Annotated in this window: 15 protein-coding genes; 8 read left to right on the forward strand and 7 right to left on the reverse strand. The window is 59.0% G+C overall.

Translation table 11 applies throughout. The features are described from left to right. Positions 1 to 9 precede the first annotated feature (9 nt). A complete protein-coding gene (locus ACVDG9_RS14790) occupies positions 10 to 690 on the forward strand; it encodes a L,D-transpeptidase (protein WP_075282450.1) in 681 nt (226 codons plus the stop codon). A 55-nt stretch (positions 691 to 745) separates the two neighbouring features. Here ACVDG9_RS14790 and sfsA read toward each other — a convergent pair whose 3' ends face one another. Both sfsA and ACVDG9_RS14800 read right to left on the reverse strand, forming a co-directional pair. Further along, entirely contained in the window at positions 746 to 1,450 is a 705-nt protein-coding gene (gene sfsA, locus ACVDG9_RS14795) for a DNA/RNA nuclease SfsA (protein ID WP_447238336.1), read from the reverse strand. A gap of 62 nt (positions 1,451 to 1,512) precedes the next feature. Then, complete coding sequence (locus ACVDG9_RS14800) at positions 1,513 to 2,937, reverse strand: TrkH family potassium uptake protein (protein ID WP_023001064.1); 1,425 nt, start codon at positions 2,935 to 2,937, stop codon at positions 1,513 to 1,515. 452 nt (positions 2,938 to 3,389) lie between these two features. Here ACVDG9_RS14800 and ACVDG9_RS14805 point away from each other — a divergent pair, with 452 nt between their 5' ends. Beyond that, positions 3,390 to 5,531, forward strand: a complete 2,142-nt coding sequence (locus ACVDG9_RS14805) for a bifunctional diguanylate cyclase/phosphodiesterase (protein WP_447239033.1) — start codon at positions 3,390 to 3,392, stop codon at positions 5,529 to 5,531. Positions 5,532 to 5,546: 15 nt separating this feature from the next. Here ACVDG9_RS14805 and ACVDG9_RS14810 read toward each other — a convergent pair whose 3' ends face one another. Beyond that, the gene (locus tag ACVDG9_RS14810; RefSeq protein WP_023001062.1) at positions 5,547 to 6,023 is read right to left on the reverse strand and encodes a MarR family winged helix-turn-helix transcriptional regulator; all 477 of its coding nucleotides are present in this window, start codon (positions 6,021 to 6,023) and stop codon (positions 5,547 to 5,549) included. An 84-nt stretch (positions 6,024 to 6,107) separates the two neighbouring features. Here ACVDG9_RS14810 and ACVDG9_RS14815 point away from each other — a divergent pair, with 84 nt between their 5' ends. From ACVDG9_RS14815 to ACVDG9_RS14825, 3 genes are read left to right on the forward strand one after another with little or no spacing between them, the layout of a single operon-like run. Further along, complete coding sequence (locus tag ACVDG9_RS14815; protein ID WP_062488487.1) at positions 6,108 to 7,883, forward strand: N-acetylglutaminylglutamine amidotransferase; 1,776 nt, start codon at positions 6,108 to 6,110, stop codon at positions 7,881 to 7,883. A 2-nt stretch (positions 7,884 to 7,885) separates the two neighbouring features. After that, entirely contained in the window at positions 7,886 to 9,667 is a 1,782-nt protein-coding gene (gene ngg, locus ACVDG9_RS14820) for an N-acetylglutaminylglutamine synthetase (protein ID WP_075282446.1), read from the forward strand. Next, positions 9,664 to 10,836, forward strand: a complete 1,173-nt coding sequence (locus ACVDG9_RS14825; protein WP_447238338.1) for an osmoprotectant NAGGN system M42 family peptidase — start codon at positions 9,664 to 9,666, stop codon at positions 10,834 to 10,836. The genes ngg and ACVDG9_RS14825 overlap by 4 nt, the downstream gene beginning before the upstream one ends. 24 nt (positions 10,837 to 10,860) lie before the next feature. Here the strand turns inward: ACVDG9_RS14825 and ACVDG9_RS14830 are convergent, their stop codons facing one another. The 4 genes from ACVDG9_RS14830 to ACVDG9_RS14845 all read right to left on the reverse strand — a co-directional run bounded on the left by ACVDG9_RS14830 (position 10,861) and on the right by ACVDG9_RS14845 (position 14,045). Further along, complete coding sequence (locus ACVDG9_RS14830; RefSeq protein ID WP_447238339.1) at positions 10,861 to 11,535, reverse strand: class I SAM-dependent methyltransferase; 675 nt, start codon at positions 11,533 to 11,535, stop codon at positions 10,861 to 10,863. Beyond that, positions 11,532 to 12,365, reverse strand: coding sequence for a phosphonate ABC transporter, permease protein PhnE (phnE, locus tag ACVDG9_RS14835; protein ID WP_289808751.1), 834 nt, complete (start codon positions 12,363 to 12,365; stop codon positions 11,532 to 11,534). The genes ACVDG9_RS14830 and phnE (ACVDG9_RS14835) overlap by 4 nt, the downstream gene beginning before the upstream one ends. After that, the gene (gene phnC / locus ACVDG9_RS14840) at positions 12,358 to 13,110 is read right to left on the reverse strand and encodes a phosphonate ABC transporter ATP-binding protein (RefSeq protein WP_447238340.1); all 753 of its coding nucleotides are present in this window, start codon (positions 13,108 to 13,110) and stop codon (positions 12,358 to 12,360) included. The genes phnE (ACVDG9_RS14835) and phnC (ACVDG9_RS14840) overlap by 8 nt, the downstream gene beginning before the upstream one ends. Before the next feature lie 62 nt (positions 13,111 to 13,172). Beyond that, on the reverse strand, positions 13,173 to 14,045 hold the full coding sequence (locus ACVDG9_RS14845) for a phosphate/phosphite/phosphonate ABC transporter substrate-binding protein (protein ID WP_447238341.1): 873 nt from the start codon (positions 14,043 to 14,045) through the stop codon (positions 13,173 to 13,175). Positions 14,046 to 14,343: 298 nt separating this feature from the next. On the opposite strand from ACVDG9_RS14845, the gene phnC (ACVDG9_RS14850) reads away from it, so the two are divergent. The 3 genes from phnC (ACVDG9_RS14850) (at position 14,344) to phnE (ACVDG9_RS14860) (ending at position 17,249) form a co-directional block, all read left to right on the forward strand. Then, on the forward strand, positions 14,344 to 15,165 hold the full coding sequence (gene phnC / locus ACVDG9_RS14850; RefSeq protein WP_023001054.1) for a phosphonate ABC transporter ATP-binding protein: 822 nt from the start codon (positions 14,344 to 14,346) through the stop codon (positions 15,163 to 15,165). An 89-nt stretch (positions 15,166 to 15,254) separates the two neighbouring features. Further along, the gene (gene phnD, locus ACVDG9_RS14855) at positions 15,255 to 16,166 is read left to right on the forward strand and encodes a phosphonate ABC transporter substrate-binding protein (protein ID WP_447238342.1); all 912 of its coding nucleotides are present in this window, start codon (positions 15,255 to 15,257) and stop codon (positions 16,164 to 16,166) included. A 168-nt stretch (positions 16,167 to 16,334) separates the two neighbouring features. Continuing rightward, the gene (phnE, locus tag ACVDG9_RS14860; protein WP_168684005.1) at positions 16,335 to 17,249 is read left to right on the forward strand and encodes a phosphonate ABC transporter, permease protein PhnE; all 915 of its coding nucleotides are present in this window, start codon (positions 16,335 to 16,337) and stop codon (positions 17,247 to 17,249) included.

The raw sequence follows: 17,249 nt of genomic DNA on the forward strand, positions 1-17,249 counted from the left end.
GAAAACCGAATGCTCAACAGACGTTTGTTCCTCGCCTCCGCTGCTGCCGCTCTTGTGACCGGTTGCGCATCCAGCCAAAGAACCGGACAACTTGCAGGACCTGGTTACCCAGCCGATGGTCTGGGAAGAGCTGTGCGCATCTCGCCCGAGTACCTTCAGATGTACCGGGCAATGCCGGAAGAGCCCTACCCTATTCCGGCCGTGGATCTGTCGAAGATCGATCCGGTCTACTACCGCCAGCTGGTCACCTATGCTGCTCCCGAACCAGCGGGCACGATTATCGTCGATACGCCCAACCGGTTTCTCTACCTGACCATGGAGGGCGGCCAGGCAATGCGGTATGGCGTCGGCATCGGTCGGGAAGGATTCGCCTGGGGTGGCCGTGCACGCATCGCACGAAAGGCGGCCTGGCCCAAGTGGACGCCGCCGGCTGAAATGATCGACCGTCAGCCAGAACTGGAGAAATACAGGAACGGCATGCCGCCGGGTCTCGACAACCCGCTGGGTGCGCGAGCACTTTATATTTTTGAAGGCAATCGCGACACGCTCTACCGCCTGCACGGCACGTCGGAAACCTTGTCCATTGGCAAGGCCGTGTCGTCCGGCTGCGTGCGCCTGCTCCAGCAGGACATTATCGATCTTTATAACCGTGTGCCAAACGGCACGCCGATTGTCGTGCGGCAGGCGTAACAGCTGCCGCCCAATTTGGCTTGGCTTGGCTTGGTTTGGTTTGGCTTGGCTTCGCTCAGGCGATGATTTCGACCGGCTTGACTGCATCAATGCCGTCCAGCCGGACATCGCAGCCGATTGCAAAGGCTTCCACTCCGGCGCGTCTGGCCTCGGAAAAGGCGGCTGCATAGGCAGGGTCGATGTCGTCCGCAAGGCTCATCCGGCTGCAATCGGGCCGCTGGACCAGAAACACCATTGCCGCACGGTGACCCTCGGCCACCATGTCCCCCAGTTCCACAAGATGCTTGGCGCCGCGGGCAGTGACACTGTCCGGAAACTCAGCAAGTCCTGCTTCACGCATCAGGTGGACGTTCTTCACTTCCACGTAGGTCTTCGCGCCGTCTGCACCTTCCAGCAGAATGTCGATACGTGAGTTCTTGCCGTATTTCACTTCACGGCGCAGCGTCTGGTAGCCTGTAAGTCCGGCAATACGCCCTGCCTCCAACGCTTCTTCCACCAGCTTGTTGGGGTGCGCCGTGTTGATGCCGACCAGAGCCCCGTCAGCCTCGATCACTTCCCAGGAATACTTTAGCTTGCGTTTCGGGTTGTCCGACGCAGACAGCCAGACACGAGATCCCGGCTCCTTCAAGCCGAGCATCGAGCCCGGGTTGGCGCAATGGGCCGTGATCGCACCGCCATTGTCGTCCAGAAGAACATCGGCAAGGAAACGCTTGTAGCGCTTGACCAGACGGCCACTGACAAGGGGCGCGGAAAACTTCATGGCAGATCTCTCTCGTGCAGATCAGGACCGGACGGCCCCGTTCGTTCAGGTGAGCTTAAAGGTCACTTTGACCAGAAATCCGGATCAAGAAGAACCAGGATTGTGAACAGCTCAAGGCGGCCGACCAGCATGGCAAAGGACAACAGCCACTTGGCGCCATCCGGCAGCGGAGCAAAATGCCCTGCCGGGCCGATAACCGGCCCCAGGCCCGGACCGACGTTGCCCACGGATGTTGCCGCGGCGGAAATGGCGGTAACCAGATCCAGATCGAAGAAGGACAAGGCAACGGTTATGATGCCCACCGACCCCATGTAGACAACAAGGAAGGCCAGAACCGAGAAGGACAGTTCAGGCGTCAGTCTTGTTCCGCCGTACTCTTCCGACATGATCCGGTGCGGACGCACCATGCGGCGCAGATGCGCGCGGACGGTACCGAAGAAGACCAGGAAGCGGAAAATCTTGATGCCGCCGGTCGTTGAACCGGTACACCCCCCAACGAACATCAGCAGCAACGCGATCCCGACGACCGGCGCGCCCCATTGCGAATAGTCGCCCAGCGCATATCCGGTTCCAGTCACGATGGAAACCACGTTGAAGGTGGCCCTCAACAGCGCTTCATCGAAGGGAAAGTGCATGTTGAGGCCGAGATAGACGGTCAGCGTCAAAGCCACCACAGCCAGAAACCCCAGCAACGCCCTCACCTGCGGATCTCGCCAGAGCTGCAGCGGATGACCGCGCAAGGCCTGGACGATCAGCACGAACGGCAAGGCACCGATGATCATGAAAACGATAGCAACCCAACCCGAGGCCGGATTGGTGAAATAGCCGAAGGATTGATCATGGGTGGAAAAACCGCCCGTCGCGATCGTGGTCAGGGCGTGATTGAAGGCATCGAACAGCTCAATCCCCGTGACCAGATAGGCGACGATGCACAGGAATGTCAGGAACAGGTAGGCAAGGCCGATCAGCCGGATCAGTTCAACCGACCGGCTGACAATCTTCTCGGACCGATCGGAGTTCTCGCTCTGGAAAAGCTGCATACCGCCGATCCTCAGGAACGGCAGCAGCACGATGGCCATAACGATGATACCGACGCCGCCCATCCACTGCATCAGCGACCGCCAGACCAGAAGGCCCGGCGGCAGACTGTCGATACCGGTCAGAACGGTGGACCCCGTGGTGGTGAAACCGGAAACCGCCTCGAACACCGCATCCGCGTAGCCGATGCCAAGCCACAGGAACGGAAGCGCGCCGAAGGCCGGCAACGTCGTCCAGGCAAGCGTCGTGAGAACGAAGGTCTGCCGTGTGTCCAGTCCCTCGCGCAGCGATCCGCCGACGGCAAGAGACAACAGCATGCCGATCATGCCGGTCAGAAGCGCGGAAAAGACAAAGGCCTGCCAATCGGCATTTTTCTGGGCAACGTCCACGATAGCGGGAATGAGCATGGCAGTTGCCAGGCCGACATACAGAAATCCGAGAACATTCAAAACTGGTCTGAGAGAAATCAAGTATCAGTCTTCCCGAAAAACGCTGTGTCGGTCGGCCGATCCGCGAATTGCCGCACCAACCACTCGTCCTAACGCCTTTCTGCCGATTTTCCAATGGCTTTGGCGCGCGTTCCCCGGAAGATGACGGGGATGACCATCCGGGTCTCGGTCAACAAAAGGCATGTCTCACACCGTCAATAGAGCTTGTCCTTCCATTTTGGAACCGCCTGGCGAAGTTGATTGGCATCTGTGCACGGGCACGTTACGCAGGAACAGCGCGGGAAACTGCCAATTTTTTTAGCCCTGTTCAGGATTTCGTAGCGAATAAGAATTACTTTTACGTGCTAATTGCCAATCCAGCTCCCTATACGTGAAATTGACAAGGATTTGGTGCAATAGAACGGCTCGGACTACATTCGCTTGTATTCAGGATCAGCCTCACCCTGGTGGTGATGGTGCTTTGCAGCATCGGGCTGGTTTCAGGGCTTGCCTATCTCGATTTGTCCAGAAGCACTCAGGAAAATGCGACCATCAGGCTGGACCGGGCCGCACGTGCCGCTGCTTCAATGCTGCATTACGGCACGAATGAAAGCTTCAATCCGGTTTTCGCTGATAGTGGTGAGCCGATCGTCATTCGCGTTTCCGAAGCTTCTGCCAAAGAATTGCTCCAGCCAAGCGAAAAACTGGACGGCTTGATCGAAACCATAGGCAAGACCAATCAGGGCGCGGCGAATTTGTTCAGCTGGTCGAGCGAGACCAGATCCTTCGACCGCTTCGCCACCACTTTCAGCCACCCCAAGGGCGAGCGCCCGCCGGCTTTTTCCATCAGTGAAGGCCATCCCGCATTTGCCAGTCTTTCGGCAGGCCAGCCATATGCGGGCAATGTTCCGGTTCAGGGCAGGTTCCGCCTCGCCTATCTGACGCCGATTGTCACCGATGGCGGTAAGCTTGTCGGTGCAATCGCAGTTGATGTCGGCTGGGCAGACGACCTGACATTGGCAGAAAACCGACTGAAGACACGCATGGCCTCTGCAGCCATTGTCATCCTGTTTGCTGTCATCCTTGTGGGTGGATTGTTCCTGCGTTTCGAATTGCGGCCATTGCGCCGCCTGGCAAAGACAGCGGATGAACTGGCCGCCGGCACCCAGCCAAAACGCATTCCCTTCACGGACCGGCGGGACGAGATCGGTGATCTGGCTCATGGTCTGGAGAAGGTCACCGACCTGCAGGACAAACTTCACAAGCTTGCCTATACGGACCCCGTAACAACCGCAGGCAACCGTGCCAGATACTTCTCGGATCTGAGCGAAGCCTTGCAACGGGCAAGGTCCGGCACCTATTCGGCCTCACTGATCCATCTGGATTTCAATGGCTTTGCCAAGGTGAACGACACCTTCGGCCAGCAGGCAGGTAACCGGGTCCTGTTACAGGCCTACGCACGTCTTTCAAATATCTTCGGTCCGAGCGCGCAGATTGCTCGAATTTCGGCGGACGATTTCTGCATTCTCCTGCCCTTTGACAGCAAGGGCGCGATTGCAGAAGACTACGCGGTGCAGGCAATCGACATGCTTTCCGTTCCCTTCCAGCTGGAAGAAGGCGAAATACGTGTGGAACCAAGCATCGGCATAGCCCTTTTGCCGCAAGATGCAGAGGACGCAGAAACGGCTCACCGTATGGCAGGACTTGCCTTGCGGGCAGCAAAGCGGAACGCAGGCGCACGATACGAATTCTTCTCTCCGCCCCTGAACGACCGCGTCCAGAGTGAAATGCTCACGGAGACGCTGCTGCGGGCCGCACTTCAGACCCGCCAGCTTGTCTTGCATTATCAGCCCCAGGTTTGCCCTGCCGACGGCCGTCTCATTGGCCTGGAAGCCCTGCTCCGCTGGCCACATGAGAAACGTGGCCTCATCCCGCCGGGAGAGTTCATTCCGATTGCGGAAAAGACCGGCCTTATCCTGGACCTTGGCCAATATGTTCTGGAATCGGCGTGCAAGCAGGCCGCAGAGTGGCGGCAGGCCGGTTTCGAATTCGGCCAGGTTTCCATCAACGTATCACCGCTTCAATTCCGCCAGTCCAATTTTGCCGACACAGTTCGCCAGACCCTGAACGACTATGGCCTGCCTGCAAGCTACCTGTGTCTTGAAGTGACGGAAAACGTCTTTGTCGACACCAGGGAACAGCTGGTTCTGAACATCCTTTCAGAACTTCAGCAGATTGGTGTCCAGCTTTCCCTGGACGATTTCGGTTCGGGTTACTCTTCCCTGAATTATCTGCACCGGCTGCCATTCCAGGAGCTGAAGATCGACCGAGCCTTCATTTCCGGGGCGGATACGCACCCGCAACGCGAACAGCTGTTTGAGGCGATCGTTCGGCTTGGACGCAGCCTGGGCTTGCGTGTGATAGCGGAAGGTGCCGAGACTTCAGGAGAATTCGCGCTGACAGTGACCCATCACTGCGACGGCCTTCAGGGTTATTATTGCTCCCCGGCCGTACCGGCAAACCTCATTCAATCGCAGCTGCAGAGCTTCAGGGCGACCTTGAAAGCGTCCGGCATCATGAACGACTCCGACCGGTCATCCAAGAAACGAGCCTGATCTTGCCCGGGTGTCTTACCCCGAGAGCTTTCCCGTCATCAGGATGGGTGCCGCATCCAGCTTGTGCGCGTTCATCATTTCGGCAATCTGCTCGATTGAAGAAACGAGGTGCGTCCGGTCCTCGGCATTCAGATCATCGAACTTTCGCACGAACTCTTCATGCAGAAGGCCAGGCAGGTTTGAGGCAACCTCTTTTCCACTTTTCGTCAGCTTGGCATGGACGATTCGCCGGTCCGAGACGGATCTGTACCGCTCGACAAGACCCTTTTCTTCCAGCTTGTCGAGAATGGTTACCACGGTCGCCGAGCTCAGGTCAGCGTTGTCCGAAAGGGCTTTGGTCGTCACCTCACCCAGATCCCGAATCCCTTGCAAAACAACGATTTGCGGGATCGTGAGCCCGGTCAGTCTGGACACTTCTCTGGAGCGCAAGTCAATGGCCCGGACGATCTTCCGGATAGCCTTGACCACTTGCGATGCCTGCATCGCCTGCATTATTACACCTCTATTAATTTGAACTCTAATGATTAGACCTCTATATAGTGCACGTCCAGTTACAAAACGGAGATTTTTTTCAATATGTGCGGCATTTGCGGCGAAGTGGTTTTCAATGGCAGTCAGGCAGACGTTGTCCGGGTTAGCCGGATGGCGGACGCCATGGCGGCGCGCGGCCCCGACGGTATGGGTGTAACGCAGCGCGGCCGGGTCGCCTTTGGCCACAGGCGCCTGAAGATTATTGACCTAAGCGAACGTGGTACGCAGCCAATGACCGACATGGCGCTTGGCCTGTCCCTGGTCTTCAACGGCTGCATCTACAATTATCAGGAGCTGCGATCCGACCTGATTGGCCGCGGCTATTCGTTCTTCTCCACCAGCGACACCGAGGTCATCCTCAAGGCCTGGGCCGAGTGGGGCAAGGATTGCTTTTCCAGGTTCCACGGCATGTTCGCCATCGCCATTCACGAGCACGACAGCGGCCGCATTCACCTTGCCCGCGACAGGTTCGGCATCAAGCCGCTTTACCTGAGCGAAGCGAATGGGCGTCTTGCCTTTGCCTCCTCCCTGCCTGCACTTCTGGCAGGCGGTGGCATCGACAAGTCGATCGACCGGGTGGCGCTGCATCACTACATGAGCTGGCACGCTGTCGTTCCCGCGCCGCGCACGATCCTGAACGGCGTGCGCAAGCTGCCCGCGGCCACGGTGCGGACGCTTGAAGCTGATGGCACCTCTTCCGAGTACACCTATTGGGAACCGCGTTTTGAAAAGACGGCGGAAGACCTTGCCCGCAGCGCCGACGACTGGCGCGATGAAGTCCTGGAAAGCCTGCGCACAGCCGTTCGCCGCCGCATGGTGGCCGACGTACCTGTCGGCGTTCTCCTGTCCGGCGGTGTCGATTCCAGCCTGATCGTCGGTCTGCTGGCCGAAGAAGGCCAGAAGGGTCTTGCAACCTTCTCCATCGGCTTTGAAGAAGCACATGGCGAAAAGGGCGACGAATTCCAGTATTCGGACCTGATTGCCGAACACTACGGAACAAATCACCAGCAGATCTTCATCCCCTCCTCCGAGCTTCAGGAAAACCTGCCCGGAGCGATCAAGGCGATGTCCGAGCCGATGGTCTCCTATGACAATATCGGCTTCTATCTGCTGTCGCGTGAGGTCTCCAAGCACATCACCGTGGTCCAGTCCGGCCAGGGTGCCGACGAAGTCTTTGCCGGTTACCACTGGTATCCGAAGCTCAGCGGCTCAAACAGTCCGGTTTCCGATTATGCCACGGCCTTTTTCGACCGGACTGAAGCACAGATGACAGAGGCTGTTTCCCCCGCCTACCACTGTGCCAGGGATGAAAGCCTTGCCTTCGTCGAAGAACATTTCGCCCGCTCCGGCGCTGCCGATCCGGTCGACAAGGCCCTGCGGCTCGATACCAACGTCATGTTGGTGGATGACCCGGTCAAGCGTGTCGACAACCACTCCATGGCTTGGGGCCTTGAGGCGCGCGTTCCGTTCCTCGATCACGAACTGGTCGAGCTCGCCGGACGCATTCCTGCCGAGTTCAAACTCGCACAGGAAGGCAAGGGCGTCCTGAAGGAAGCTGCGCGCAAGGTCATTCCGAGTGCCGTCATCGACCGTCCGAAGGGCTATTTCCCGGTGCCTGCGCTGAAATACATCCAGGGTGACTATCTCGACATGGTGCGCGACACGCTTTCCAGTCAGGCCGCCAGGGAACGAGGCCTCTTCAACGAGGTTTACCTGCAGAAACTGTATGCCGACCCGACCAAATACATCACGCCTTTGCGTGGTTCCGAGCTTTGGCAGGTCGCGCTTCTGGAAATGTGGCTGCAGGCACAGGAGGTCTGAACATGGCCGAGAATGAACCTTCGCGACCGAAAGGTGCGTTTGACCACCGCCTGAAGCGCATGCGCCAGCATGGGCTCAAACCGGAATACCGGCTGGACGAGACGGAAGCCCAGAAGAACCGGTTCATCGATTGTGGCTGGGGACGGCTGGTGTTTGCCAACACCTATGGCGAAACCGAGAAACTGGTCGAGGTCCTGCGCAACGAGCGACCGGACAGACGCGACATCGCGTTCTATGTGCGTGATCCGCATGTACTTGTCGGCTCGGCCCCGCAGGAGCTGTTCCTTGACCCCTCGCACACATTCCGCCTGGATCTCGCGACCTACCGGCCGGCGCGCAATCGTCGCAAGGGCTTCACGGTACGGCGTTTGTCTTCCCGCAGTGATGCGGAGGCGATCAACGAACTTTATCTCACCCGTGGCATGGTGCCGGTGCCGCCGGAGTTCTTCTGGTCGCAACTCGATCCGCGTACCATCACGGTACTCGTGGCGGAAGAAGACGAGACCGGTGTCATCGTCGGCACGGCAATGGGCGTCGATCACAGCCGGGCCACCAATGATGCTGATCTCGGCAGTTCGCTCTGGTGCCTTGCGGTTTCCCCACAGGCCCGGTTTCCGGGCATAGGGGAAGCCCTGGTCCGGCGCATGGCGGAGGTCTTCAAGGGCAAGGGCGCACCGCACATGGACCTGTCGGTGCTTCACGATAACGAACTTGCCATTGGCCTTTACGACAAACTCGGCTTCGAGCGGGTTCCCTATTTCACCATCAAGCGCAAGAACACCATCAACGAGGCTCTGTTCGCCGGCCCTGCCGTTGAAGACAAGCTCAACCCTTACGCCACCATTGTCGTGAACGAGGCACGGCGGCGCGGTATCCAGGCGGAGATCATCGACGCGGAAGGCGGCTTCTTCCGCCTGTCCTATGGTGGCCGCTCGGTCGCCTGCCGGGAATCCTTGAGCGAATTCACCAGCGCCGTCGCCATGTCCATCTGCGACGACAAGGCCACCACGCGCCGGATCGTCGAAAGGGCCGGTGTAAACGTGCCTGACCAGATCCTGGCAGGATCCGCTGATGAGATCGCCGCGTTTCTGGACCAGCACGGTTCGGTTGTGGTCAAGCCTGCGCGCGGTGAACAGGGCAAGGGCATCGCCATCGGGCTGACAACGACCGAAGACGTCATGGCTGCAGTGGAAGTTGCCCGTACCTACTCCAACGATGTTCTGGTGGAGGAATTCGTGACCGGTCAGGATCTGCGGCTTGTAGTGATCGACTACAAGGTAGTGGCGACCGCCCTGCGCAAACCGGCCGAGGTCACCGGAAACGGCAAGGCCACGATTGGAGAACTGATCGAAATCCAGTCCCGCCGCCGGTCTGCGGCAACAGGCGGGGAATCCAGGATCGAAGTGGACGACGAGGTTCTGCGCTGCCTCACAGCAAACGGCTTTCAGCTGGAAGATATCCTGCCCGAAGGCAAGACCTTGCCGGTCCGCCGTACGGCCAACCTTCATACCGGCGGCACCATTCATGATGTGACTGGCGAAACCCATCACACCCTGATCGAAGCCGCGATCAAGGCAGCGCGCGCAATTGAAATTCCGGTGACAGGCATTGACTTGATGGTCAAAGACCCGCGACAACCGGAGTACCGCTTTATCGAGGCGAACGAGCGGCCGGGGCTCGCCAACCACGAACCTCAGCCAACCGCAGAGCGCTTCGTGGATTTCCTGTTTCCCCTGTCGGTGCCTCAACCCGTCAGGACGACCTTGAACCGGGCCGGAACATGACCTTGCTGAATATCGATATTTCCTATTTGAGCGATCGACTGAAGGAACTTCTGAAAATCCCCAGCCCGACGGGCTATACGGACGAAATTGTCCGTCACGTTTCCAAGGAACTGGAGGCGCTGGGGGTATTTTACGAAATTACCCGCCGTGGCGGTGTTCGGGCGAGAGTGTCCGGCAAGTCGCGCCGTCCCGCGCGGGCCTTCGTATCGCATCTCGATACGCTTGGCGCCCAGGTAAAATCGCTGAAAGACAACGGCCGACTGGAGCTGGTGTCTATCGGCCACTGGTCCGCCCGCTTCGCGGAAGGCGCCCGCACGACGATCTTTTCCGAAAGCGGCGCCTACACCGGCACCATCTTGCCGCTGAAGGCGTCGGGGCACACCTACAACACCGGCGTGGATGAACTTCCGGTCGGCTGGCCCTATGTCGAACTTCGCGTAGACGCCTATTCCAAGTCGGTAGACGACCTGCACCGGCTTGGTATCGACGTCGGCGATTTTGTTTCCATAGACCCGGCGCCGGAGTTCCTGGAAAACGGCTTCATCGTTTCCCGCCACCTCGACAACAAGGCAGGTGTTGCGGTGATGCTGGCGGCGATCAAGGCGCTGGTGGAATCCGACATCGAACCGACGGTCGACGTGTTCTGGCTGTTCACGATTGCAGAGGAAACCGGCCATGGCGCCCAGTCCATCCTGACGCCAGACATCGCGTCGCTGGTTGCCATCGACAACGGCACCACTGCCCCAGGACAGAATTCGGACGAATTCGGCGTCACGATCGCCATAGCGGACCAGACCGGACCGTTCGACTATCATCTCACCCGCAAGATGGTCCAACTCTGCCGGGACAACGACATCAAGTTCCAGAAGGATGTCTTCCGCTTCTATCGCTCGGATGCGGCAACCGCCATCGAGGCGGGTGCGGACGTGCGCACGGCGCTGATCACATTTGGTGTTGATGCCAGCCACGGCTATGAGCGCATCCACATGCACGCGCTGCGCTCGCTCGCCGAACTGGCGACCGGCTATGCCCTCAGCCCGGTGGAAATCCAGCGGGACGCCCGCGAATTTGCGGACCTCAAGGGCTTTACCCGTCAGCCGACCGCCGATGCCGACCAGACACTCAATCCGGAGACGGACGAACCGCTGCCGGAACCGGCGGGCGAGTAACGCCCGCCGCCGAGACCGGCTCGTTCAGCGGTTGAGTTCCGCGATCATGTGCCAGTGCCACGACCCGGGCTTCGAGTGCACCTTGTCTTCCAGGTAGCTCAGCTCAAACTGGTCGAAAAGCGACACCAGTTCACCCGCATTGCAATAGAAATGCGGGTGATCCTTGTCGTCGTCCCCTTCACGAACCCACGTGTCCGCGGCAATTTCCGTCCCGATCCCGAAGTTCGCGTTGCGCTTTGACAGCATGGTTCCCTGGTAGATCCCGCCAGGTTTCAACACCCGGGCAATCTCCGAAATGGCTGTACGGACGATCGACGGATCACCGTGATAGATCACGTTGAAGGACAGAACATAGTCGAAACTGTCGTCCTCAAAGGGCAGCGACGTCATCGGCGCCAGATGCGTCGCGATGTGCATGCTTTCCAGTGCCGCGCTCTTTTTCAGCTCGGCCAGCCCGGCTTCGGAAAGATCCATCGCGTGAGTCTCGAACCCGGCGCGGGCAAAGGAAAGCGCATGTCGGCCAACCCCGCAGCCCAGATCCAGGGCCTTCACCGGCCCCTGCTTCTGAAGTCTTTCGATCAGACCGGCAACGTCAGCCTCCGGACGCAGCCAATCCGCTCGGCCTTCTTCTGTCTGCCAGCGCTTGTCCCACGCGAGATGGGCGGTATCGGTTTTTTCCAGAGTGTGTGTGTCGCTCATTGAGACGATCCTTCCAGTATCCGGCTGCGGGCGATTGTGCCAAGCCGCTCAACACAAAGAACCAGCACGAAGATCATCAGGATGATGGTCATCGCGAGCTGGTAGTCGAAAAAGTCCATGGCCACCTTGAGTTCGATGCCGATACCCCCTGCCCCGACAAGACCAAGCACGACTGAGGACCGTGTCGCCTTTTCAAGCGCGAACAGCGAGGTGGTGATAAAGGAGGGCATCGCGGCAGGTACCACTGCACAGAAGATCGTGTCGAAACGCCCTGCACCGGCCGCTGTCAGCGCCTCGGTTGGTCCTTTCTCCACATCCTCCATGGCTTCTGCGAAGAAGCGTCCGCAAAAACCGATGGTGTCGACGGCAATCGCAAGCGTGCCCGCGAATGGGCCAAGTCCAACCGAAATGACAAAGACCAATGCCCAGACCAGATCCGGCACCGTCCTGAAGAGGGCAACCAGCAAACGGGCACAGGTATAGACAGCCCGGGACAACATCGACGGCCGCGTCAGGCCTTTTGCGGCCAGGATCGCCAACGGCAGGCTGAGGACGATGCCGATAAGTGTGCCCGCGAGCGCCATCTGAAACGTTTCCAGCAACGCCTTTGACAGTTGCGGCAACCTTTCCAGCGAAGGCGGCCAGGCCCTCGACAGGAAGTCGACCAGCGCCGGACCGCCAGAAACCAGCGCGGAAAACGACCAGCCTGCCCCCTGAAACGACCAGACAACGAAGGCCAGCAGCGCGACATAGGCGACAAAATGAAATGCACCCGGGCGTTCGAACCGACCCGGCATGCGGGAGCGTTTCAATGTCAGGAGATCAGCCATAATGCTTCCCCAGATCCGCAACACTCAGGTTGCTGCTCTTCTCGTCCAGAACGACTTCCCCTTGCCGGATTGCAAGGACCCGATCGGAGTAGGCGAGCGCCTGCTGCACGTTGTGCGAGGTGAACAGGAGCGTGATCCCCTCCTCCCGGGTGAGTTGGCGGAAAAGGTCCATCACTTCCTGGCCGGCAACCGGGTCAAGGCTGGCAACGGGTTCATCCGCGACGATCATTCTGGGCTGCTGCATCAAGGCTCTGGCGATCGCAACCCGCTGGGACTGACCGCCCGAGAGCTGGTCCGCCCTTTTCAGTGCATGGTCCGCGAGCCCTACCCTTTCGAGGCACGCCATAGCCCGGTCTCGCAAGGCCGTTTTGGCCAGAAACTGCGACCAGCCGCGCATGCCACCGGTGCGGCCCAGGTTGCCATGGATTACGTTGGTCAACGCCGAAACACGAGGCACCAGGTTGTGCTTTTGAAAGACAAAGCCGACCTCGGCGCGAACCCGCCTGAGCTGGCGCTGTCGCGCAGTCGATATGTCTTCACCGAACAACACAACCGAACCGGCTTCCGGCTCGATCAGACGCAGCGCGCAGCGCAATGCGGTCGATTTTCCAGCACCGTTTGAACCGATCAAGGCAACCGCTTCCTCACGGCCCACGGAGAAGGAAACTTCGCGCAGCACACTCCGGTCCTTGCCGAAAGTCTTGCAAAGGCCTTCGACCTTCAGGTCACACGGCGTCTCCGTCACGGGCTGTCGGGCTGGGACCGCCGGCGCAATTGCGCCGGCGGACTGGAGCAGAGGTTGCGCCATTATTCGCCGATGAACTTGTCGTATTGCGGGAAACCGGCGGTGGTGTACATGGACCGCACCAGGTCATAGGCACCATCTTCGATCGCCACCAGATCCATGCCCGAATACTTGTCGTTTTCCTCGTGCTGCAGGATCGCGGCGATGATCGACTTCTTGTTGTCGAGGATCGCCTGACGCAGTCTCTGCGCTGTCGCAGGATCGACATGGGCTCCGGCCATGATCATGTCGTTCGGCAGATCGCCGGAACGGGCGATTACCCGGAAAAAGCCGTTCGGGACGCTGTCATCCTTGTTGCGAGTGCCAATCCACGAATTGTGATTGATCCCGATGGCGGCAACATCACCCTTCTTCAAGGCTTCATGCGCAATGTTGCGCGAAGTATGCAGCTTCTCGATGTCCTTGACCGGATCGACGCCATAATCGGCCATCAGCTGCATCGGGCACAGCATGTTCGAGGTGGAACCGATATCACCGAAGGCCACCTTCTTGCCCTTGAGATCGGCCGGCCGCGTGAAACCACTGTCGGCTCGTACGACGACGGCACAGAAGTAATCCGGACGGCCAAGACCTATGAGGGGACGGGCTTCGGTCAGTTTGTTGATCACGATGTACTCGGCAGGACCGGTTACGACAAAGTCGACGCGTTTGGCGCGCAAGGCTTCAGCCGCCGCGGTCCGGCTGGTAACCGGGAAAAACTCGAAGGTGTGGTCTGTTGCATTTTCAAGGGCGTTCTTGAACGGCCCCCATTCAACCTGCAGCCGCTCCAGGCCCTCAACATCGGTAACGGCCAGTTTGAACGTGTCGGCCAGGGAAGAAGACAGGGAAACGGCAAGAACGGCAGCCGCGAGTGCGGCGGATTTCAAAAAGCGCATGACAAGAACTCCTCAGACAGCCGAAACAAAGCCGGCAAGGCAACAGGAGCGTAACGACAAGCGCGCCGCGGAACGTGACTGTATTATGTAAATTTTACGAAATTTACATCAGAGAAAGATGGATCTACGAAGCAGAAAATTTCTTTAACTTCGAACTTCCAGACAAAACTTGATCTTATTTGTTTTCCGGCAAATTTTCTCGATGCCCCTGTCGTAAAACTTCATAAAAGTATAATCGTATAGACATCTGTTCTCGGCACATGTCTGCTAGTTCGCTCTCCGTTTTTCGGAGGGCCCGATGCTGGTCATTGAGCAATTATCTAAAGTCTTTGGAGACCTGACCGCGGTGGACAGTGTCTCCCTTGCCATTCCCAAGGGACAGATGGTCGGCGTGATCGGTCGGTCCGGTGCCGGCAAGTCCACGTTCCTGCGCATGATCAACCGGCTGGCCGACCCCAGCCGGGGGACGATCCTCAACGAGGGAAAGAACATCACGGCCCTGAAGGGTCGCGATCTGCGGCTTTGGCGCGCGTCCTGCGCCATGATCTTTCAGCAGTTCAATCTCGTCGAGCGCATGGATGTGCTGACCAATGTCATGGTTGGCCGCATCGCCCACACTGGGTTCCTGCGCTCCATGACGCGATCCTTTACTGACGAAGACCGCGCCCGCGCCATCGAAGCCCTGGACCGGCTGGACCTTGTACCCCAGGCGCTGCAACGCGCGGGAACCCTTTCCGGCGGGCAGCAGCAGCGCGTCGCCATCGCCAAGGCGCTGGTGCAGAACCCGCGCATCATGCTGGCCGACGAACCGATTGCTTCACTTGATCCGGCCAACGCCAGCCGTGTGATGGACGCCTTGCGCGAAATCAACCGGACGGACGGTCTTACGGTGCTGGTCAACCTGCACACGCTCGACACCGCCCGTGCCTACTGCGATCGGATCATCGCAATGAAGGACGGGCGGGTTCAGTTCGACGGCACGCCGGACGCCCTGACCAGTGAAAGGGTTCGGCAAATCTATGGAACCGACGATCTTTCCGATGACATCAACGAAGCAGTCACCTCCACCTCCCTTTCGACAACCACTTCCCGGCCGCCGATGAAGGCTGTCGGGGCCTGACCTTCGCGAAGCGGATCATCCGCTCTCGCTCTTGAAGCGGCCTTTGCCGCGCAAATCGCCGGATCTGCCGGCACCAAAGGAGACTTGAGATGAAGGCCATTTTTGCAGCAGCCGTTTCCGCTGCCGTTCTTGCAGCCTCCCCGGCCCTGGCGGACAGCTGGAAGGACCAGTACAAGACAGTCAAGTTCGGCATTCTTTCCGGTGAAAACGAAAAGGACCGGATTGCCCGTTACACGCCTTTCGAAAAGTACCTGGAGAACGAACTCGGCGTCGATGTCGAAATCTTCACCGCCGGATCCTATGACGGCGTGATCCAGGCCATGGCGGCCGACCAGATCGAATTCGCCTTCTTCGGTTCGTCTTCCTATGCCGCTGCCTACACCGAAATCAACGGCGGTGTCGTTCCACTTGTCTCCCGCCTGCAGAAGGACGGTTCCACCGGTTATTTCTCGGTCGTCGCCGTGCGTTGCGACAGCGGCTACAAGACCCTTGACGACCTGAAGGGCAAGACACTGGCATTTGCCGACCCGGACAGCACGTCCGGTTATGCCGTGCCTTACTTCAACCTCAGCAAACAGGGCTACGAGCCGAAAACCTATTTCGGTGCCATTCCCTTCTCCGGGGCCCATGAAACCGGTGTGCTTGGTGTCTACAACAAGCAGTATGACGCTGCCGCTACCTACATCACCAACGAGGAAGACGGCATTCCACAGCGCATGGTCACCAAGGGCATGATCGAGAAAGACGCGATCTGCACCATCTGGAAGTCACCGGAAATCACTTCCGGTCCGCTGGCTGCCCGCAGCAACCTGCCTAAGGGCCTGATCGATGCCATGCGCACCGCGGTCATGGAAATCCCGGAAAAGGATACGCTGGCATTCATCGAAATGACCGGCGGCGAAGACAGCACCCAGGAAGCGTGGATCGAGGTTGATCACGACCGTTACCAGTGGATCGTCGAAATGCGCGACTGGCTGAAGAAACAGCGCCGCGGCGGCTGACTTTTCAGAGCGAGGGAGGAAACCGGCTGATCCGGGTTTCTCCCGACGACCCGACCATCGTCATCCCGGGCGGCACTTCGCGTCTCCCGGGATGACGCCTGGAAAAACTTGTGGCGCAGAAAGCTGCGGCGTCAGCGCCTCCTGCCCAAAATTATTGGAACTAGAGGCATGACAGCGCTCTCCCCTGCCATTGACCGGTTCGAAATCGATTATGCTGCCACTCGCCGGTCAGCCCTACGGGTAAACCTCGTCTCGACTGCGGTCTTCGCACTCTGCTTCTTCGCAACGGCGTGGTTAGGCGGTTTCTTCGACATGACCGACGTCACCCTGCCCGATGGCGACCGTGTGTCCATGTGGAAGATCTGGGCAGGATTGCCGCGGCTTGGAGAGTATCTCTACAAGACCTTGCCAGAGCTTCACCGCGAGACACTCGGGGCGGATCTTGCCGGTTGGTTCTGGCGCTGGAAGGTCTGGCTCTGGCTGCTCCTGGAAACGATCCTGATTGCCTATATGGCAACATTGCTTGGCATCATCGGTGCGTTTCTCCTCAGTTTCCCGGCGTCACGGAACCTCTCCCCCAACAGACTGGTCCTGAATGTCACCCGCCGGTTCCTGGAAATCATCCGGACGGTTCCGGATCTCGTCTGGGCCCTCATTTTCGTTTTCTGTTTTGGCGTCGGCCCGCTGGCCGGTGTTCTCGCCATCGGTCTTCATGCCACCGGCGCTCTCGGCAAGCTCTATTCCGAAGCCAACGAAAATGCCGACATGCGCCCGCTCGAAGGCATCAAGGCGTCGGGCGGCACCTGGTTCGACCAGATCCGCTACGGCATCGTGCCCCAGGTTGTCCCGAACATCATCAGCTACACGCTGCTGCGGTTCGAGATCAACGTACGGTCCTCCTCCATCATCGGCTTCGTCGGCGCAGGTGGCCTGGGCCAAGAGATCCGCGTGGCAATGTCCCTGCAGGAATACACCGATCTTTCGGCGCTGTTCCTGATCGTCTTCCTCACCGTGATCGTCATCGACATGCTGAGCGAAAAGGTGCGTCACCGCATCATCGGCCTGACCGGAAAAGGCATCTGA

This window comes from Roseibium sp. RP-7 (assembly GCF_053005225.1).